The 14,594-nt window shown below is 62.7% G+C and carries 17 protein-coding genes; 11 read left to right on the top strand and 6 right to left on the bottom strand.

Annotated elements, in window-relative coordinates:
• The 4 genes from trpD to V6766_RS08830 are packed head-to-tail and all read left to right on the top strand — an operon-like array spanning window position 1 to window position 3,538.
• Complete coding sequence (trpD, locus tag V6766_RS08815) at window positions 1–1,035, top strand: anthranilate phosphoribosyltransferase (RefSeq protein WP_448465546.1); 1,035 nt, start codon at window positions 1–3, stop codon at window positions 1,033–1,035.
• Window positions 1,032–1,841, top strand: coding sequence for an indole-3-glycerol phosphate synthase TrpC (gene trpC / locus V6766_RS08820; RefSeq protein ID WP_448465548.1), 810 nt, complete (start codon window positions 1,032–1,034; stop codon window positions 1,839–1,841). Before trpD ends, trpC begins: the two co-directional genes overlap by 4 nt.
• Window positions 1,838–2,329: a cyclic pyranopterin monophosphate synthase MoaC gene (gene moaC / locus V6766_RS08825; protein ID WP_448465550.1), complete on the top strand. Its 492-nt coding sequence runs from the start codon at window positions 1,838–1,840 to the stop codon at window positions 2,327–2,329. Before trpC ends, moaC begins: the two co-directional genes overlap by 4 nt.
• 3 nt (window positions 2,330–2,332) lie before the next feature.
• Window positions 2,333–3,538, top strand: coding sequence for a molybdopterin molybdotransferase MoeA (locus V6766_RS08830; protein ID WP_448465552.1), 1,206 nt, complete (start codon window positions 2,333–2,335; stop codon window positions 3,536–3,538).
• A 92-nt stretch (window positions 3,539–3,630) separates the two neighbouring features.
• Here the strand turns inward: V6766_RS08830 and V6766_RS08835 are convergent, their stop codons facing one another.
• Window positions 3,631–3,954 carry a DUF1476 domain-containing protein gene (locus V6766_RS08835; RefSeq protein WP_448465554.1) on the bottom strand — a complete coding sequence of 108 codons (324 nt, stop codon included), beginning with the start codon at window positions 3,952–3,954 and terminating at the stop codon, window positions 3,631–3,633.
• 239 nt (window positions 3,955–4,193) lie between these two features.
• Between V6766_RS08835 and V6766_RS08840 the strand changes: the two genes are divergently transcribed.
• The 4 genes from V6766_RS08840 to V6766_RS08855 all read left to right on the top strand — a co-directional run bounded on the left by V6766_RS08840 (window position 4,194) and on the right by V6766_RS08855 (window position 6,613).
• Entirely contained in the window at window positions 4,194–4,955 is a 762-nt protein-coding gene (locus V6766_RS08840) for a phosphoribosylaminoimidazolesuccinocarboxamide synthase (protein WP_448465556.1), read from the top strand.
• 30 nt (window positions 4,956–4,985) lie between these two features.
• On the top strand, window positions 4,986–5,228 hold the full coding sequence (purS, locus tag V6766_RS08845) for a phosphoribosylformylglycinamidine synthase subunit PurS (RefSeq protein ID WP_448465558.1): 243 nt from the start codon (window positions 4,986–4,988) through the stop codon (window positions 5,226–5,228).
• Between the two features lie 12 nt (window positions 5,229–5,240).
• On the top strand, window positions 5,241–5,915 hold the full coding sequence (gene purQ / locus V6766_RS08850; RefSeq protein ID WP_448465560.1) for a phosphoribosylformylglycinamidine synthase subunit PurQ: 675 nt from the start codon (window positions 5,241–5,243) through the stop codon (window positions 5,913–5,915).
• A 194-nt stretch (window positions 5,916–6,109) separates the two neighbouring features.
• On the top strand, window positions 6,110–6,613 hold the full coding sequence (locus V6766_RS08855; protein WP_448465562.1) for an acyloxyacyl hydrolase: 504 nt from the start codon (window positions 6,110–6,112) through the stop codon (window positions 6,611–6,613).
• A 223-nt stretch (window positions 6,614–6,836) separates the two neighbouring features.
• Here V6766_RS08855 and V6766_RS08860 read toward each other — a convergent pair whose 3' ends face one another.
• Entirely contained in the window at window positions 6,837–7,253 is a 417-nt protein-coding gene (locus V6766_RS08860) for a winged helix-turn-helix transcriptional regulator (RefSeq protein ID WP_448465565.1), read from the bottom strand.
• A 141-nt stretch (window positions 7,254–7,394) separates the two neighbouring features.
• On the opposite strand from V6766_RS08860, the gene V6766_RS08865 reads away from it, so the two are divergent.
• Window positions 7,395–8,282 (top strand): SDR family oxidoreductase, encoded by an 888-nt coding sequence (locus V6766_RS08865; RefSeq protein WP_448465567.1) that lies wholly within the window; start codon window positions 7,395–7,397, stop codon window positions 8,280–8,282.
• A 12-nt stretch (window positions 8,283–8,294) separates the two neighbouring features.
• On the opposite strand, the gene V6766_RS08870 is transcribed toward V6766_RS08865, so the two are convergent.
• Together V6766_RS08870 and V6766_RS08875 are read right to left on the bottom strand one after the other, a co-directional pair.
• A complete protein-coding gene (locus V6766_RS08870) occupies window positions 8,295–9,047 on the bottom strand; it encodes a pyridoxine 5'-phosphate synthase (protein ID WP_448465569.1) in 753 nt (250 codons plus the stop codon).
• An 84-nt stretch (window positions 9,048–9,131) separates the two neighbouring features.
• Entirely contained in the window at window positions 9,132–10,259 is a 1,128-nt protein-coding gene (locus V6766_RS08875) for an ATP-dependent DNA helicase (protein ID WP_448465571.1), read from the bottom strand.
• 133 nt (window positions 10,260–10,392) lie between these two features.
• On the opposite strand from V6766_RS08875, the gene V6766_RS08880 reads away from it, so the two are divergent.
• A complete protein-coding gene (locus V6766_RS08880) occupies window positions 10,393–10,782 on the top strand; it encodes a COG4315 family predicted lipoprotein (protein WP_448465573.1) in 390 nt (129 codons plus the stop codon).
• Window positions 10,682–11,323 (top strand): RNA polymerase sigma factor, encoded by a 642-nt coding sequence (locus V6766_RS08885; RefSeq protein WP_448465575.1) that lies wholly within the window; start codon window positions 10,682–10,684, stop codon window positions 11,321–11,323. The genes V6766_RS08880 and V6766_RS08885 overlap by 101 nt, the downstream gene beginning before the upstream one ends.
• Here V6766_RS08885 and V6766_RS08890 read toward each other — a convergent pair.
• Both V6766_RS08890 and clpA read right to left on the bottom strand, forming a co-directional pair.
• Window positions 11,288–11,884 carry a LysE family translocator gene (locus tag V6766_RS08890; protein WP_448465577.1) on the bottom strand — a complete coding sequence of 199 codons (597 nt, stop codon included), beginning with the start codon at window positions 11,882–11,884 and terminating at the stop codon, window positions 11,288–11,290. The genes V6766_RS08885 and V6766_RS08890 overlap by 36 nt on opposite strands.
• Before the next feature lie 329 nt (window positions 11,885–12,213).
• Entirely contained in the window at window positions 12,214–14,592 is a 2,379-nt protein-coding gene (gene clpA, locus V6766_RS08895; RefSeq protein WP_448465579.1) for an ATP-dependent Clp protease ATP-binding subunit ClpA, read from the bottom strand.
• Window positions 14,593–14,594 lie beyond the last annotated feature (2 nt).

A 14,594-nucleotide genomic window follows, 5' to 3' on the forward strand; every position in this document is an offset into this window, starting at 1 on the left:
ATGTCCGAGCTGAAGCCCTTCATCGCGAAAGTCGCAAGCGGCCAGTCGCTTACCAGTGACGAAGCCCGCCGGGCCTTCGATCTGCTGATGTCGGGCGAGGCCACGCCCTCGCAGATCGGCGGTTTCCTGATGGCGCTGAGGGTCAAAGGCGAAACGGTCGACGAGATCGTCGGCGCCGTCTCGACCATGCGCGCCAAGATGACCCCCGTCAAAGCGCCGGCCGATGCCATCGACATCGTCGGCACCGGCGGCGATGGCGCGGGGACCTACAACATCTCGACGCTGGCGGCGATCATAACCGCCGGCGCCGGGGTCACGGTCGCCAAGCACGGCAACCGCGCGCTCAGCTCCCGTTCAGGCACTGCCGACAGCCTGTCGGAGCTCGGCGTCGATCTCGATATCACGCCGGCCCTGATCGAGGCCTGTCTGGAAGAGGCCGGTATCGGCTTCATGTTTGCGCAGAAGCACCACGCCGCCATGCGCCATGTCGGCCCGTCGCGCGTCGAGCTCGGCACCCGCACGATCTTCAATCTGCTCGGCCCGCTTTCCAATCCCGCAGGCGTCAAGCGGCAATTGCTCGGCGTGTTCTCCGCCGAATGGGTGCGTCCGCTTGCCGAGGTTCTGCACGACCATGGGTCGGAAAAGGTCTGGGTCGTCCACGGCCAGGGCCTTGACGAGATCACCACGACGGGCGAGACGCTGGTGGCCGAGCTTGCCGACGGCAAGATCCGCGAATTCACGCTGTCGCCCGCCGACTTCGGCGTTCCGCAGGTCGAACTCAAGGCCTTGCGCGGCGGTGATGGCAAGGTCAACGCGGCGGCGCTGCGCAGGGTGCTTGCCGGCGAGAAGAATGCCTATCGCGATATCGCGCTCTGCAATGCCGCAGCGGCTCTTGTGGTCGCGGGCAAGGCAGACACGATCGCCGATGGCATGGCGATTGCCACGGATGCGCTGGAAAGCGGCAAGGCCGCGCTTGCGCTCGACCGTCTGGTGGCCGTGTCGAACCGCAAGCCAGAACATGAGGCCCGGCCATGACCGATATCCTGAAGAAGATCGAAGCCTACAAGCGCGAGGAAATCGCCGCTGCGAAGAGCACCGTGCCGCTCGATGAGCTGAAGGCCCGGATCCGCGATCTCGATCAACCGCGCGGCTTTGCCGATGCGCTTTTCGCCAGGAAGGCTGCGGGCGATTTCGGCCTGATCGCAGAAATCAAGAAGGCGAGCCCCTCCAAGGGTCTGATCCGCCCCGATTTCGATCCGCCGGCCTTCGCCGCGTCCTATGAGGAGGGCGGCGCGGCCTGCCTCTCGGTGCTGACCGATACGCCAAGCTTCCAGGGCGCGCCGGAATTCCTCGCCGCCGCCAAGGCGGCCTGCGCCCTTCCCGCGCTCCGAAAGGATTTCATGTTCGAGCCCTATCAGGTCTACGAGGCCCGCGCCTGGCAGGCCGATTGCATCCTGATCATCATGGCGAGCCTTTCCGATGACGAGGCCCGGATTCTGGAGGAGACCGCGTTCGAACTTGGCATGGACGCGCTGATCGAGGTCCACGACGAGGCCGAATGCGAGCGGGCGCTGAAGCTCTCCTCGCCGCTGATCGGCATCAACAACCGCAATCTGCGCACCTTCGACGTCTCGCTCGAGACCAGCGAAAGGCTCGTTCCGATGATCCCGGATGACCGGCTGATCGTCGGCGAAAGCGGCATTTTCGTTCATGATGACTGCCTGCGGCTGAAAAAGGTCGGCATCTCCACCTTCCTCGTGGGCGAGAGCCTGATGCGCAAGGACGATATCGCCGCCGCCACCCGTGCGCTGCTGAAGGGCACAGCCGAGGCCGCGCCATGACCGACAAGCCCGCCGGACTGACCCATATCGCAGAGAGCGGCGAGGCCCGCATGGTCGATGTCGGCGCCAAGGCCGAAACCGTCCGCTCCGCCACGGCGGAAGGCCATGTGCGGATGAAGCCCGAAACGCTCGCGCTGATCGAAAGCGGCAACGCCAAGAAGGGCGACGTCATCGCCACCGCCCGGCTGGCGGGAATCATGGGCGCAAAACAGACCGCCAACCTCATCCCGCTCTGCCATCCGCTGATGTTGACAAAGATCGCCGTCGACATCGAAGCCGACGCGGCGCTTCCGGGTCTCAGGGTCGTCGCCACCGCTTCGCTTTCGGGCAAGACCGGCGTGGAGATGGAGGCGCTGACTGCGGTTTCCGTCGCCTGCCTTACGATCTACGACATGGCCAAGGCCGCCGACCGCGAAATGGAAATCGGCGCGATACGGCTGGTCGAGAAATCCGGCGGCGCAAGCGGCGACTTCAAACGCGGAGCCTGAGCCATGGCCGATCCCCTGCTGAGCGTTGAAAGAGCCGGCGAGATCCTGCTGGAGCATGCGCCGCGGGTGAGCGACACGGAAACCGTGGCGCTCGCGGAGGCCAGTGAGCGCGTGCTTGGCGAGGATATCGTCTCCCGAATAACCCAACCGCCCTTTTCGGCCTCCGCCATGGATGGCTATGCGGTGCGCGCTACCGATATCGGGCCCGCAGGCGCGGAGCTTCAGGTCATCGGCGAGGTCGCCGCCGGCGCGATGCCGGATGCGCATGTGACCGCCGGAACCGCGATGCGGATTTTCACCGGAGCGCCGTTGCCGCAAGGCGCCGACAGCGTGGTGATACAGGAAAATACCGAAAAGCGCGGCGATGCCGGCGTCTTCTTCAAAACCGCTGCCGCCGTGGGCGACAATGTCCGGGAGGCCGGACAGGATTTTGCCGACGGCGATATCCTGCTCAGCCACGGCCGCGCGCTGGACGCCCGAGCGCTTTCGCTTGCCGCAGCCGGTGGCCACGCAACGCTTTCCGTCTTCCGGCGACCACGCATCGCCGTGCTTGCTACGGGCAATGAGCTCGTGCCGCCCGGCACGCTTCCCGGCCCCGGCCAGATTTCGGCGTCCGGCAGTGTCGCCATTACAGCACTTGCCCGCAACAATGGCGCGGACGTCATCGATCTCGGCATTGCCGGCGACAGCGAATCGGCGATCCGTAGGGCCGTGGAAAAGGCGGTCGAGGCGAAGGTTGATATTCTGGTGACGATCGGCGGCGCGTCGGTCGGCGATCACGACCTGATCCGCCCCACGCTTTCCGCGATGGGCATGGAACTCGATTTCTGGAAGATCGCGATGCGGCCGGGAAAGCCGCTGATGGTCGGCCGGCTCGCAGACATGCGGGTGCTCGGCCTGCCCGGCAACCCGGTCTCGAGCTTCGTCTGCGCCCTGCTCTTTGCCGAACCGCTGATCCGCCATGTCGGACACTTCCCGCCGCGCCAGCGCGAGACCACCGCCATCGCCGCGTCCACGCTCGCGGAAAACGGCCCGCGCCAGCACTATATGCGCGGCCGCTTCGACCCCGAGGGCCGGGTCGCGCCCTTCGCGCGGCAGGATTCATCCCTGCAGGCCACGCTTGCCGAAGCGGATTGCCTGATCATCCGCCCGCCTCATGCCAAGGCAGTTGAAGCGGGCGAGACTGTCAGGATCGTGAAACTCGGCTGAGCGATGCGCGGGGAGCGGCCCGATCGGCCGCGCCTCGAAAAAGAAGCAGAGCGGTCACGCCTTCCCAAAAAGCCGCGACCGCTCAAGCCAAATCAAGCCGAGCCCTTTTCCTGAGCGGCGGCCGCGATCATGAACTCGTTCAGCTTGGCGTGAATGGTCTGCTCGTCCATTTCGACGCCGGCGGCTTTGAAGTCCGCCATCAGCTTGCCCGTCAGATCCGCATCGCCAGCCTCGATGAAATGGCTCGCCATCACTTCGCTGATATAGGCCTGGTCGCCTTCACGGTCCAAAAGTCCTGCCGCCCAGTTTGCCAGCATGCGGTTGCGCCGGGCGAGCGTATTGAAATGCGCATGCTGTTCCGCCGTATAGGCGGCCTCGTGCGCGCGCCCGCGGTCTGCAAAGATTCGATCTGCCATGTCGGCCTCCCTGATAGTCCTACTTACCTAAGATGGTATGACTCGGCGCGATTGAGAAGAAAAAAACCGGTATTTTCTTCAAAATTTGTCCGCATGCGACGCTTTGTCGTCAGCAAATCGTGCAAAACCGCAATTGCCTTGAAAAACACGTGGTTTTGATTGAGAAAGCGGCGCAAACTCGCTATTGCAGCGAAACTGATGATTTCAGCGCATTTTGCGCCAACGTATACGAGACAGAGATGAGTCGTCGCCGCCGGGTTTATGAAGGCAAGGGTAAGGTCCTGTACGAGGGCCCCGAGCCCGGAACCCTGATCCAGTTCTTCAAGGACGACGCCAGCACCGAACCGGGTGCGGGCGCCGACGTGATCGACGGAAAGGGTGTTCTGAACAACCGCATTTCGGAATATGTCTTCGGGCATCTGAATGCGATCGGTATTCCCACCCATTTCATCCGCCGCCTCAACATGCGCGAGCAACTGGTGCGCGAAGTGGAGATGATCCCGCTGATCGTGACCGTGCGCAATATCGCCGCCGGCTCGCTGTCGCGCCGGCTCGGCATCGAAGAGGGCGTTCCTCTGCCCCGCTCGATCGTCGAGTTCAGCCTGAATTCCGACGAGCTCGGCAACCCGCTGGTGACCGAGGAACACATCACCGCCTTCGGCTGGGCATCGCCGCCCGAGCTCGACGACATGATGGCGCTGGCGATCCGGATAAACGACTTCCTGTCCGGCCTGTTTCTTGGCGCCGGCATGCAGCTCGTCGATTTCAAGATCGAATGCGGCCGTCTGTTCGAGGGCGACATGATGCGCATCATCCTGGCCGACGAGATCTCGCCCGACAGCTGTCGCCTGATGGATCTGGCGACCCGCCAGCGTCTCGATTCGCGCGTCGAGGGCAGCGACGGCGTTGCTGCCAGCGCCTATTCCGAGGTCGCCCGCCGGCTCGGAATCATGAATGAGAACGAGCCGGCGCGCGCCGCCGGCCCCGTCCTGGTCAAATAGAATTTTCGAACACAAGCTGAGGTTAAGCCAGTGATCAACGCACGCGTCATCGTCACCTTGAAAAACGGCGTACTCGATCCGCAGGGAAAGGCGATCGAAGGCGCGCTGCATGGCCTGGGCTTCGACGGCCTGTCCGGCGCGCGCCAGGGCAAGGTCTTCGACCTCTCGCTCGACACCGATGACCGTGCCAAGGCGGAAGCCGACGTCGCGGCAATGTGCGAGAAGCTGCTGGCCAATATGGTGATCGAAAACTACGCCATCGAGCTGAACTGATCGGGGTTTGCCATGAAATCCGCTCTCATCCAGCTTCCCGGCCTTAACCGCGACCGCGACATGTTCGCAGCCCTCAAGCAGATTTCCGGGGCCGAACCGGTCACCGTCTGGCAGACCGAGACCGAGCTGCCGGATGTCGACCTGATCGTGATCCCCGGCGGCTTCTCCTATGGCGATTACCTGCGCTGCGGCGCGATTGCCGCCCGCATGCCGGTCATGCGCGCGGTTGCCGAGAAGGCGCGCGCGGGCGTGCGCGTCATCGGCGTCTGCAACGGCTTCCAGATCCTGCTCGAGGCCGGTCTTCTGCCCGGCGCGCTGATGCGCAATGCATCGCTGAAATTCGTGTGCCGCGAGGTCCGCCTGAAGGTTGCCAATAACCGCACGGTCTTCACCAGCGGCTATGCCGCCGGCGAGGTGATCCGCTGCCCGGTCGCCCATCATGACGGCAATTACTTCGCCGATGCCGACACGCTTGCGGCGCTCGAAGATCGCGGTCAGGTGGCGTTCCGCTATGCCGATGGCACCAACCCCAACGGCTCCGTCAACGACATCGCGGGCCTTGTCAACGAAGCCGGCAACGTGCTCGGCATGATGCCGCACCCCGAAAACCTGATCGAACCGGCCCATGGCGGCACGGACGGTCGCCGTCTTTTCGAGGCGGCGCTGGGCCAGTTGGAGACTGCCTGAAATTAACCATATTTGGCTTGACGGCAAAGCAAGAATGGTCAGTAATGTGTCAAAATCGAAGCAGCGCATCCTTGCTGCCCACGTGATTCCACTGGATCGTTCTTATGTATTTGAATAGGTTTTCCAAATCGGCAGCGGGCCTTGCGGTCGCTCTGGTAACAGCAACCTCCGCGTCAGCCGCCGATATGAATGGCGTGAGCGGTTCTGCCGCGCCAGTCTCCACCGACAGCATCTTCGATGAGGTGCGCTTCGAGGTCGCTGCCTCGCTCGGCGCCAAATCGGATTTCGAAAGCGGCGTCTTCCTGATTCCGAGTGTGTTCTTCGATCCGCTGCACAGCGAAGGCCGGGAAGGGTTCGACAAGGTTTTCCACCCCCGTTTCTTCCTGAGCGCCAGCATCTCGACCGACGACGAATCATCGCAGATCATGGCAGGCGCGAGCTGGAAGTTTCCGTTGCTGGGACCGACTTTCGCCGATATCGGCTTCGGCGGCGCGCTGACCAACGCCGATATTGACGAGGGCGGCCGCGGACCCGGCGTCGGCTCGCACCTCCTGTTCCACGAATATCTCGCGCTCGGCGTCAATCTCGATGAAAACTGGAGCCTGACGGCGACGGTGCGCCATTCCTCGAACGCCGATTTCGCCTCCCCCAACAGCGGCCTGACCTATGGCGGCATCGGGCTTGGCCGCAGCTTCTGACACAGCTCCCCTTCGGCATTTCAAGGCAACTTCCAGCACGAACGGCAATTATGCGCTTCATCTCGACAAGCGCAGGAATCCGCTTTGCCTTCAAATCGCCGGAAAATTAACCATAGATGGGAACCAGACGGACACGGACTGCGTTTCTTGTCTATAAGTTCGTAAGTGACCCCCAAGTAAACGCCCCGGCACCCCCTGCTCCGGGGCGTTTATTTTTGCCAGATCAGAAGATCATCTCGTTTTCGGCGCGATCGAATGCGCTGCGCGCCTCGCTGATCTGCCTGTGGTTTTCCTTCGCCCAGGTGACCAGCAGCGAGAACGGTTCGAGAAACGACCGGCCCGTCTCCGTCAGTTCGTATACGACCCTCGGCGGCTTGGTGGGAAACACGGTGCGGGTGATATAACCGTCGCGGTGAAGGTCTCTCAATGTCTTGGTGAGCATGCGTTGCGAGATGTCCGGCGTCATGCGCTTGAGTTCGGCAAAGCGCAGCGGTCCGCTCGAAAGCGCCATCAGCAGCAGGCTGCTCCATTTTCCGGAAACCTGATTGAGCACATCGCGCACCGGGCAGTTCCCGACCCCATCGTCAGCGATGATCTCGGCAAGCTGCGCGCGACTCCACAAGCGAAGATCGTCGGCCATTTCTTTCTCCCGGTCACAACCGTGTAACCACCGCACAAATAAAACCCGTCTTTACAACGGCGACGGTCATATTAGATGAATTACGGTCTCTTTTTGAGACTATAGTTCTATCATAGCTTTACTCTAATCGGGATACCACCCATGAACAACCCGACAATCCTCGTCACCGGCGCGTCCGGAAAGCTTGGCCGCCAAACGCTGGACTTTCTTCTGGCCTCCGGCAAAGACCCCGCCCGGATCATCGCCGCCACCCGCGACGTGACCAAGCTTGCCGACTATGCCGAGAAAGGCGTGGTGGTGCGGCACGCCGATTTCAATGCGCCCGAAACCCTGGGCCCCGCCTTCGAAGGGGCCGAGCGGGTGGCCATCATCTCAACGGATGCCGTTTTCCCCGGGGTCGATCGGGTCGCCCAGCACAGCGCTGCCGTCAAAGCCGCCAAGGCGGCCGGCGCGCGCCATATCGTCTATACCTCGATGCCGGGCCCCGAGAACTCGCTCATCAGCTTCGCGGGCGATCATCTGGGGAGCGAGAGGGCGGTCAAGGAAAGCGACCTCGGCTACACCATCCTGCGCAACACCTGGTATCAGGAAAACCTGCTGATGAGCCTGCCGCAGGCGCTGGAGCACGGCGTGATCATGTCGGCGGCGGGCCAGGGCAAGCTCAGCTACATCGCCCACGAGGATTGCGCCCGGGCGCTGGCCGCGGCTCTGATTGCGGAAACCGATGGGAACGCGATCTACACGCTCGTCGGCCCCGAAGGCCACACCATCGAGGATGTTGCCGCGCTGGCGCGCGAATTCAGCCGCAAGCCGCTCGCGGTGCAGCATGTCGACAGCGCCGCGCTGCGCAAGACCCTGGAATGCGCGGGCCTGCCGCCCTTCCTCGTGGACATGCTCGTCAGCACGGACGACAATATCCGCGCCGGCAATTTCGACATCGTCAATGATGATTTCGAATGCCTCACCGGTCGCAAGCCGAAGCCGCTTCGCGCCTTCTTCGAGAACAACCGCGAAGCCCTGTCCGCCTGAAGCAGCGCCAGCTCAGACCGGTTCGCCACAGGCATGGCGGAAGCGCCTCACGCTCTCCGCCATGCCGTATTCCAGCGCGTCGGCGGTCAGGCCATGGCCGATCGAGACCTCCGCCAGATCCGGTATCGCGGCCACAAGCGGCGGAAGGTTGGCGACGGTCAGGTCGTGGCCGGCATTGACGCCAAGGCCGCGTTCGAGCGCAAGACCGGCCGTCTCGCCCAACTGCCTGGCGAGCGCGGCCTCCCTGTCGGGATCATCGAAACACGCGCCATAAGGGCCGGTATAGAGTTCAATCCGGTCCGCTCCACTTTCGCGCGCCGCGTCGAGCTCGGCAGCGCTCGCGTCGCCATCGGCGAACATCGAAACCCGGATATTCTTCTTCTTGAGCTTCTCGACCGACTTCTTCAGCAGGTCGCGATGATCGGCGAATTTCCAGCCATGGTCGGAAGTTGCCTGGGCCGGGTCATCCGGCACCAGCGTCACCTGCTCGGGCTCGGTTTCCAGACAGAGCCCGATAAAGAAATCGCTTGGATAGCCTTCGATATTGAACTCCGCCTGCGGGAACTCGTCATCGATCAGCGCCCGCAGCACCGGAAGATCGGAAAACCGGATATGGCGCTGGTCGGGCCTCGGATGCACCGTCAGGCCATGCGCGCCCGCTTCAAGGGCGATCCTGCCGAAATGGTGCACGCTCGGCCACGGCAGATCGCGCCGGTTGCGCAACTGGGCAATCGCATTCAGGTTAACGGAAAGCTTGGCGACCATGGCTCCCTCCAGATGTACCGCGCCGAAAGGCGCCTCGCCGTGTATGCGCCAAAGCGCGCCTTGCGGCAATACACGGTTGCGTCTTTACATGACGATGGTCAGTTTTTCGGCCGCGCGGGTGATCGCCGTATAGAGCCAGCGCTCCCGCGTATCGCGAAACGCCCAGCTTTCATCGAACAGCACGACATTGTTCCACTGCGAGCCCTGGGCCTTGTGGACGGTCAGCGCATAGCCGTAGTCGAAATCATCATAGCGTTTTTTCGTCGACCACGGAATTTCGGTTTCGCTGTCTTCGAACGCCGCCTTGAGGAGCTTGATGCGAGACGCGCCGCGATCGGGATCGTCCTCCTCCGGGTTCACCAGCAGGTTGATGCCGGGCTTCACCGTTTCGCGCGAGGCGGACATCACCTTCCAGAGCGAACCGTTGAGCAGGCCCTTGGCCGGATCGTTTCTGAGGCAGACAAGCTTGTCGCCGGCCTGCGGGTGGACCTGCGAAAAACCCTTCAGCTCGCGCAGCCGCTGGTTATAGCGCCGCCTTGTGCGGTTGGTGCCGACCAGAACCTGATCGGCATCCAGCACCAGATCCTGGGTGACATCGTGCTTGGAGATCACCTGCGCGAGGCCGTAATCGCCATAGCCGATCTCATTGCCCTCGCGCACCTTCATGGCGAGATCGATGATCGGGTTGTCGCGGGCCTGGCGATGGATCTCGGTTAGCAGAAAATCGGGTTCGTGATTGGTGAAATAGCCCCCGCCGGAGACGGGCGGCAACTGGCCGGGATCGCCAAGCACCAGCACCGGCGTGCCGAAGGAGACAAGATCCTGGCCGAGCTTCTCGTCCACCATCGAACATTCGTCGATGATGATCAGCGCCGCCTTGGCGAGCGGGCTCTGGCGGTTGAGAGTGAACATCGGCGACACCGAGGTCTTGCCGGTCTCCTCGTCCTCTATCATCTCCTCGCCCTTGGGGCGATAGATCAGCGAATGGATGGTGCGGGCATTGGTGGCGCCGCGCGAGCGCAGCACCTGCGCCGCCTTACCGGTGAAGGCGGCAAACAGCACCTCGCCGTCGACATGCTCTGCGAAATAGCGCGCCAGCGTGGTCTTGCCGGTTCCGGCGAAACCGAAAAGGCGAAAGACCGGCGCCCGGCCTTCCTTCAGCCAGCGCGCCGCCGCCTGTAGCGCTTCATCCTGTTGCGGTGAAAAATCCATGAGCGTGAATTGGCAGGATTCGCCGCCGCTCGGCAACAAAAAATCGCATCGCGCGGGAATAAACCGCCGCGCTGAGGTGTCTATGGCACGTAACCACCGCAATCTGCGGTTATCACGACACGGACAGACAACCATGATGAAGAAGACACCGATCCTCGCAGCCGCAGCGCTTGCAGCCTTTGCCGGGATCGCCCATGCCGGCACCACCACCTTCCAGGCGATCAACACGCCGGACGGTCAGGTTCTCGCCGGACAGAACGGCCAGACGCTCTACACCTATGACAAGGACGCAAACCACCAATCCGTTTGCTACGGTAGCTGCGCGAAGGAATGGCCCCCATATCTCGCCAACCCATCCGCGCAACCGTTCGCACATTACAGCTTTGTGGTGCGCAAGGATGGCCAGAGACAGTGGGCATTGAATGGCGAACCGCTCTACTTCCGCTCTGCGGACAAGAAATCCGGCGACATCACCGGCCAGAACGCCGATCACGGCAACTGGCAGGTGGCGCGCCCGGCATGATCGCGCCGGAACGGCGCAGCGTCGCGCTGAGGCTGCGCCGTCGCATTCCGACTTCGAAACCGAAATACTTGCGCAATTGCCGAAGCTCCGCCGCATGGCCGGCGCTCTGGCCGGATCGGCGGCGGACGGAGACGATCTTTTGCAGAACACGCTCACGGTCGCCTTCGAGCGCCGCAGCCAGTGGCGGGGCGGAAATCTCGGCGGCTGGCTTTATGCGATCATGCGCCACATAGACGCCAACCGCCGCCGCCACGACCGGGTGTTGCCGATGATGGTTCTGGACGAGGATTGCGGCCTTGCCGACCATTCGACGGAAGCCATCGAGATCGACCGGCTCGGCGTCGAGGCCGCGCTCGACGCGCTCGAGCCCGACTTCCGGACGATCGTGATCCTCAGGGATATCGAGGGCTATGGCTATGAGGAGATCGCTGAAAGGCTTGGCATCCCGCTTGGGACGGTTATGTCGCGCCTTTGCCGGGCGCGCCGGCGGCTGGCCGCAGCGCTATCAGGAGAGCATCGGCCAGAGACTGGCGACCAGTAGGAGCGCCATGGCGATGTTGAACCATCTGAGCCGGTTGCCGACAGACAGCCAGTCGCGCAGTCCGGCGCCAAAACCGCCCCAGATCGAAAGGCTCGGCACCGACACCACGCCGAACATGCCTGACACCATCGCAACCGAAAACGCATAGTCTTCCGGATAGGTATAGACCGATATTGCCGTCAGCGACATGATCCAGGCCTTCGGATTGACCCACTGGAAAGCGGCTGCCTGGAGGAAGGTCAGCGGCCTTCCGGAAACCGTCCGCCCCGAATCCATCTGCCTAGTATTGGCGATCTTCCAGGCGATCCAGACAAGATACGCGCCGCCGGCGACCTTGGCGACGGTCAGAAGGCTGGGAAAGGCGGCGACGACCGCGCCGAGCCCGGCGCCGATCGAGGCCAGCAGCACCATGAAGCCGATCACGACGCCGGCCATATGCGGGATCGTGCGCAAAAAGCCGAAATTCACCGTCGACGCGAACACCATGAAATTGTTCGGCCCCGGCGTAAACGAGGCCGCAACCGCGAAACCGAACAGGGCCAGCAGTGTTTCATGGTTCATGTCGCCTGTTTCCCGAACTGAGTTTGCCGCCAGCAAAGCCCATGCCGCTGACGATCGCCGTAACGGGAGACGCCACCGGCAGAAACCCCTCTTCTACCTTCCGTAGCTAATCGGGAGCAAGCTCTGCCGATGTCCCCGTCCCCACAACTCATGCCACCTCGGACGAATCCGGCCTTCTCGGCAAAACCTCCAGAGCGGTCGCGAACGGGGATGAGCGAGAAATAGCGCTCTCGGTGCTATTCCAAGAGAACGGCGGAACAGACGTTCCGCCAAATATGTCACGTTAAAAGCGGGCCCGCGCTTCGATTGAAGGCGGGCCCGCTTGATGATCAGGTATCGGCGGCGGAGGCCGTCTTGCCGGACTTGCCCTTGGGACCATCGGACTTTAGTTCGCTGGGCTTGATCGGCGTGGCCTCGGGGATCGCCTCCAGCGTCAGTTCCGGCTTGCCATCCTTCTCGGCCACATCGACGCGGACGACGCCGCCCTTCTTCAGCTTGCCGAACAGTATCTCGTTGGCGAGCGGCTTCTTGATGTGCTCCTGGATGACCCGCGACAGCGGACGCGCGCCCATCTTTTCGTCGTAACCGCGTTCGGCCAGCCATTCGACCGCCTTGTCCTCCAGTTCGAAGGTGACATTGCGTTCCGAAAGCTGGCTTTCGAGCTGCATGACGAACTTCTGCACGACCTGATGGATAACCTCGGTCGGCAGCGGTGCGAACGGGATGATCGCGTCGAGACGGTTGCGGAACTCCGGCGTGAAGATGCGGTTGAGCGCCTCTTCGTCCTCGCCGGTGCGACGCGACGACCCGAAGCCGATCGCCGACTTCGACATTTCGGCAGCGCCCGCATTGGTCGTCATGATCAGGATGACGTTGCGGAAGTCGATCTTCTTGCCGTTATGGTCGGTCAGCGAGCCATGGTCCATGACCTGCAACAGGATGTTGTAGATGTCCGGATGCGCCTTCTCGATCTCATCGAGCAGCACGACGCAATGCGGATGCTGGTCGACGCCATCGGTCAGGAGACCGCCCTGGTCGAAGCCGACGTAGCCGGGAGGCGCGCCGAGCAGGCGCGAGACCGTATGTCGCTCCATGTATTCCGACATGTCGAAGCGCAGAAGCTCGACGCCCAGCGAGGAGGCAAGCTGCTTCGACACCTCGGTCTTGCCGACGCCCGTGGGGCCGGAGAAGATGTAGGAGCCGATCGGCTTGTTGGGTTCGCGCAGGCCGGCACGCGCCAGCTTGATCGAGGTCGCCAGCGCGTCGATCGCCTTGTCTTGACCGTAGACCACGGAGCGCAGCTCCCGCTCCAGATTGGCGAGCACCTGCTCGTCGTCCTTGGAGACGGTCTTCGGCGGGATCCGCGCCATGGTCGCGATCGTCGCCTCGATCTCCCTTTCGGTGATCATCTTGCGACGGCGCGAGACCGGCAGCAGCATCTGCGCCGCACCGCTTTCGTCGATCACATCGATGGCCTTGTCGGGCAGCTTGCGATCGGTGATATAGCGCGCGGACAGTTCCACCGCCGCCTTGATGGCGTCGTTGGTGTAGCGCAGGTTGTGGTACTCCTCGAAATAGGGCTTCAGACCCTTCATGATCGCGATGGCATCGTCCACGGAGGGCTCGTTGACATCGATCTTCTGGAACCGGCGCACCAGCGCGCGGTCCTTTTCGAAGAACTGGCGGTATTCCTTGTAGGTTGTCGAACCGATGCAACGGATAGCTCCGGAAGACAGCGCTGGCTTCAACAGGTTCGAGGCATCCATCGCCCCGCCCGAGGTGGCGCCGGCGCCGATCACGGTGTGGATCTCGTCGATGAAGAGCACCGCTCCTTCATACTCCTCAAGTTCCTTGACGACCTGCTTCAGCCGCTCCTCGAAATCACCGCGATAGCGCGTGCCGGCGAGCAGCGTGCCCATGTCGAGCGAGAAGATCGTGGCATCGATCAGGGCTTCGGGCACCTTGCCCTCAACGATCCGCTTGGCGAGGCCTTCGGCGATCGCCGTCTTGCCGACGCCGGGATCGCCGACATAAAGCGGGTTGTTCTTGGACCGGCGGCACAGCACCTGGATGGTGCGGTTGACCTCGGCGTCACGACCGATCAGCGGGTCGATCTTGCCGTTCATCGCCTTCTCGTTGAGGTTGACGCAATAGGCCTTCAGCGCATCCGGCTGCTTGCGAGCGCTGTCCTCGCTCTCGCGCTGGCCGCTTGCATCGCTTTCCTCCGGCTCGTTGACGCCGCGGGGCGTGCGGGTTTCAGACGAGCCCGGCCGCTTGCCGATGCCGTGGGAAATGTAGTTCACGGCGTCATAGCGCGTCATCTCCTGCTGCTGCAGGAAATAGGCGGCATGGCTCTCGCGCTCGGCGAAGATGGCGACGAGCACGTTGGCGCCGGTCACTTCCTCGCGACCGGAGGATTGCACATGGATCACCGCCCGCTGGATGACGCGCTGGAAGCCCGAGGTGGGCTTGGAATCCTCGTCATAGCCGGTGATCAGATTGGCAAGTTCGGTATCGACATATTCGGTTACAATCTTGCGCAATGCGTCGAGATCGACATTACAGGCGCCCATGACGGCGGCGGCATCACCATCGTCGATCAACGCCAGCAGGAGGTGTTCCAGCGTCGCATATTCGTGGTGACGGTCGTTGGCATAGGTCAGAGCTTGATGCAGCGCCTTTTCAAGACTGGGGGAGAAAGTTGGCACGA

The organism is Martelella sp. AMO21009, from assembly GCF_053484295.1.

What these genes read in the sequence shown, in the direction of transcription:
- trpD (WP_448465546.1), top strand. Translation starts at nt 1, where the DNA reads ATGTCCGAGCTGAAGCCCTTCATCGCGAAAGTCGCAAGCGGCCAGTCG.
- trpC (WP_448465548.1), top strand. Translation starts at nt 1,032, where the DNA reads ATGACCGATATCCTGAAGAAGATCGAAGCCTACAAGCGCGAGGAAATC.
- moaC (WP_448465550.1), top strand. Translation starts at nt 1,838, where the DNA reads ATGACCGACAAGCCCGCCGGACTGACCCATATCGCAGAGAGCGGCGAG.
- V6766_RS08830 (WP_448465552.1), top strand. Translation starts at nt 2,333, where the DNA reads ATGGCCGATCCCCTGCTGAGCGTTGAAAGAGCCGGCGAGATCCTGCTG.
- V6766_RS08835 (WP_448465554.1), bottom strand. Translation starts at nt 3,954, where the DNA reads ATGGCAGATCGAATCTTTGCAGACCGCGGGCGCGCGCACGAGGCCGCC.
- V6766_RS08840 (WP_448465556.1), top strand. Translation starts at nt 4,194, where the DNA reads ATGAGTCGTCGCCGCCGGGTTTATGAAGGCAAGGGTAAGGTCCTGTAC.
- purQ (WP_448465560.1), top strand. Translation starts at nt 5,241, where the DNA reads ATGAAATCCGCTCTCATCCAGCTTCCCGGCCTTAACCGCGACCGCGAC.
- V6766_RS08860 (WP_448465565.1), bottom strand. Translation starts at nt 7,253, where the DNA reads ATGGCCGACGATCTTCGCTTGTGGAGTCGCGCGCAGCTTGCCGAGATC.
- V6766_RS08865 (WP_448465567.1), top strand. Translation starts at nt 7,395, where the DNA reads ATGAACAACCCGACAATCCTCGTCACCGGCGCGTCCGGAAAGCTTGGC.
- V6766_RS08870 (WP_448465569.1), bottom strand. Translation starts at nt 9,047, where the DNA reads ATGGTCGCCAAGCTTTCCGTTAACCTGAATGCGATTGCCCAGTTGCGC.
- V6766_RS08875 (WP_448465571.1), bottom strand. Translation starts at nt 10,259, where the DNA reads ATGGATTTTTCACCGCAACAGGATGAAGCGCTACAGGCGGCGGCGCGC.
- V6766_RS08880 (WP_448465573.1), top strand. Translation starts at nt 10,393, where the DNA reads ATGATGAAGAAGACACCGATCCTCGCAGCCGCAGCGCTTGCAGCCTTT.
- V6766_RS08885 (WP_448465575.1), top strand. Translation starts at nt 10,682, where the DNA reads ATGGCGAACCGCTCTACTTCCGCTCTGCGGACAAGAAATCCGGCGACA.
- V6766_RS08890 (WP_448465577.1), bottom strand. Translation starts at nt 11,884, where the DNA reads ATGAACCATGAAACACTGCTGGCCCTGTTCGGTTTCGCGGTTGCGGCC.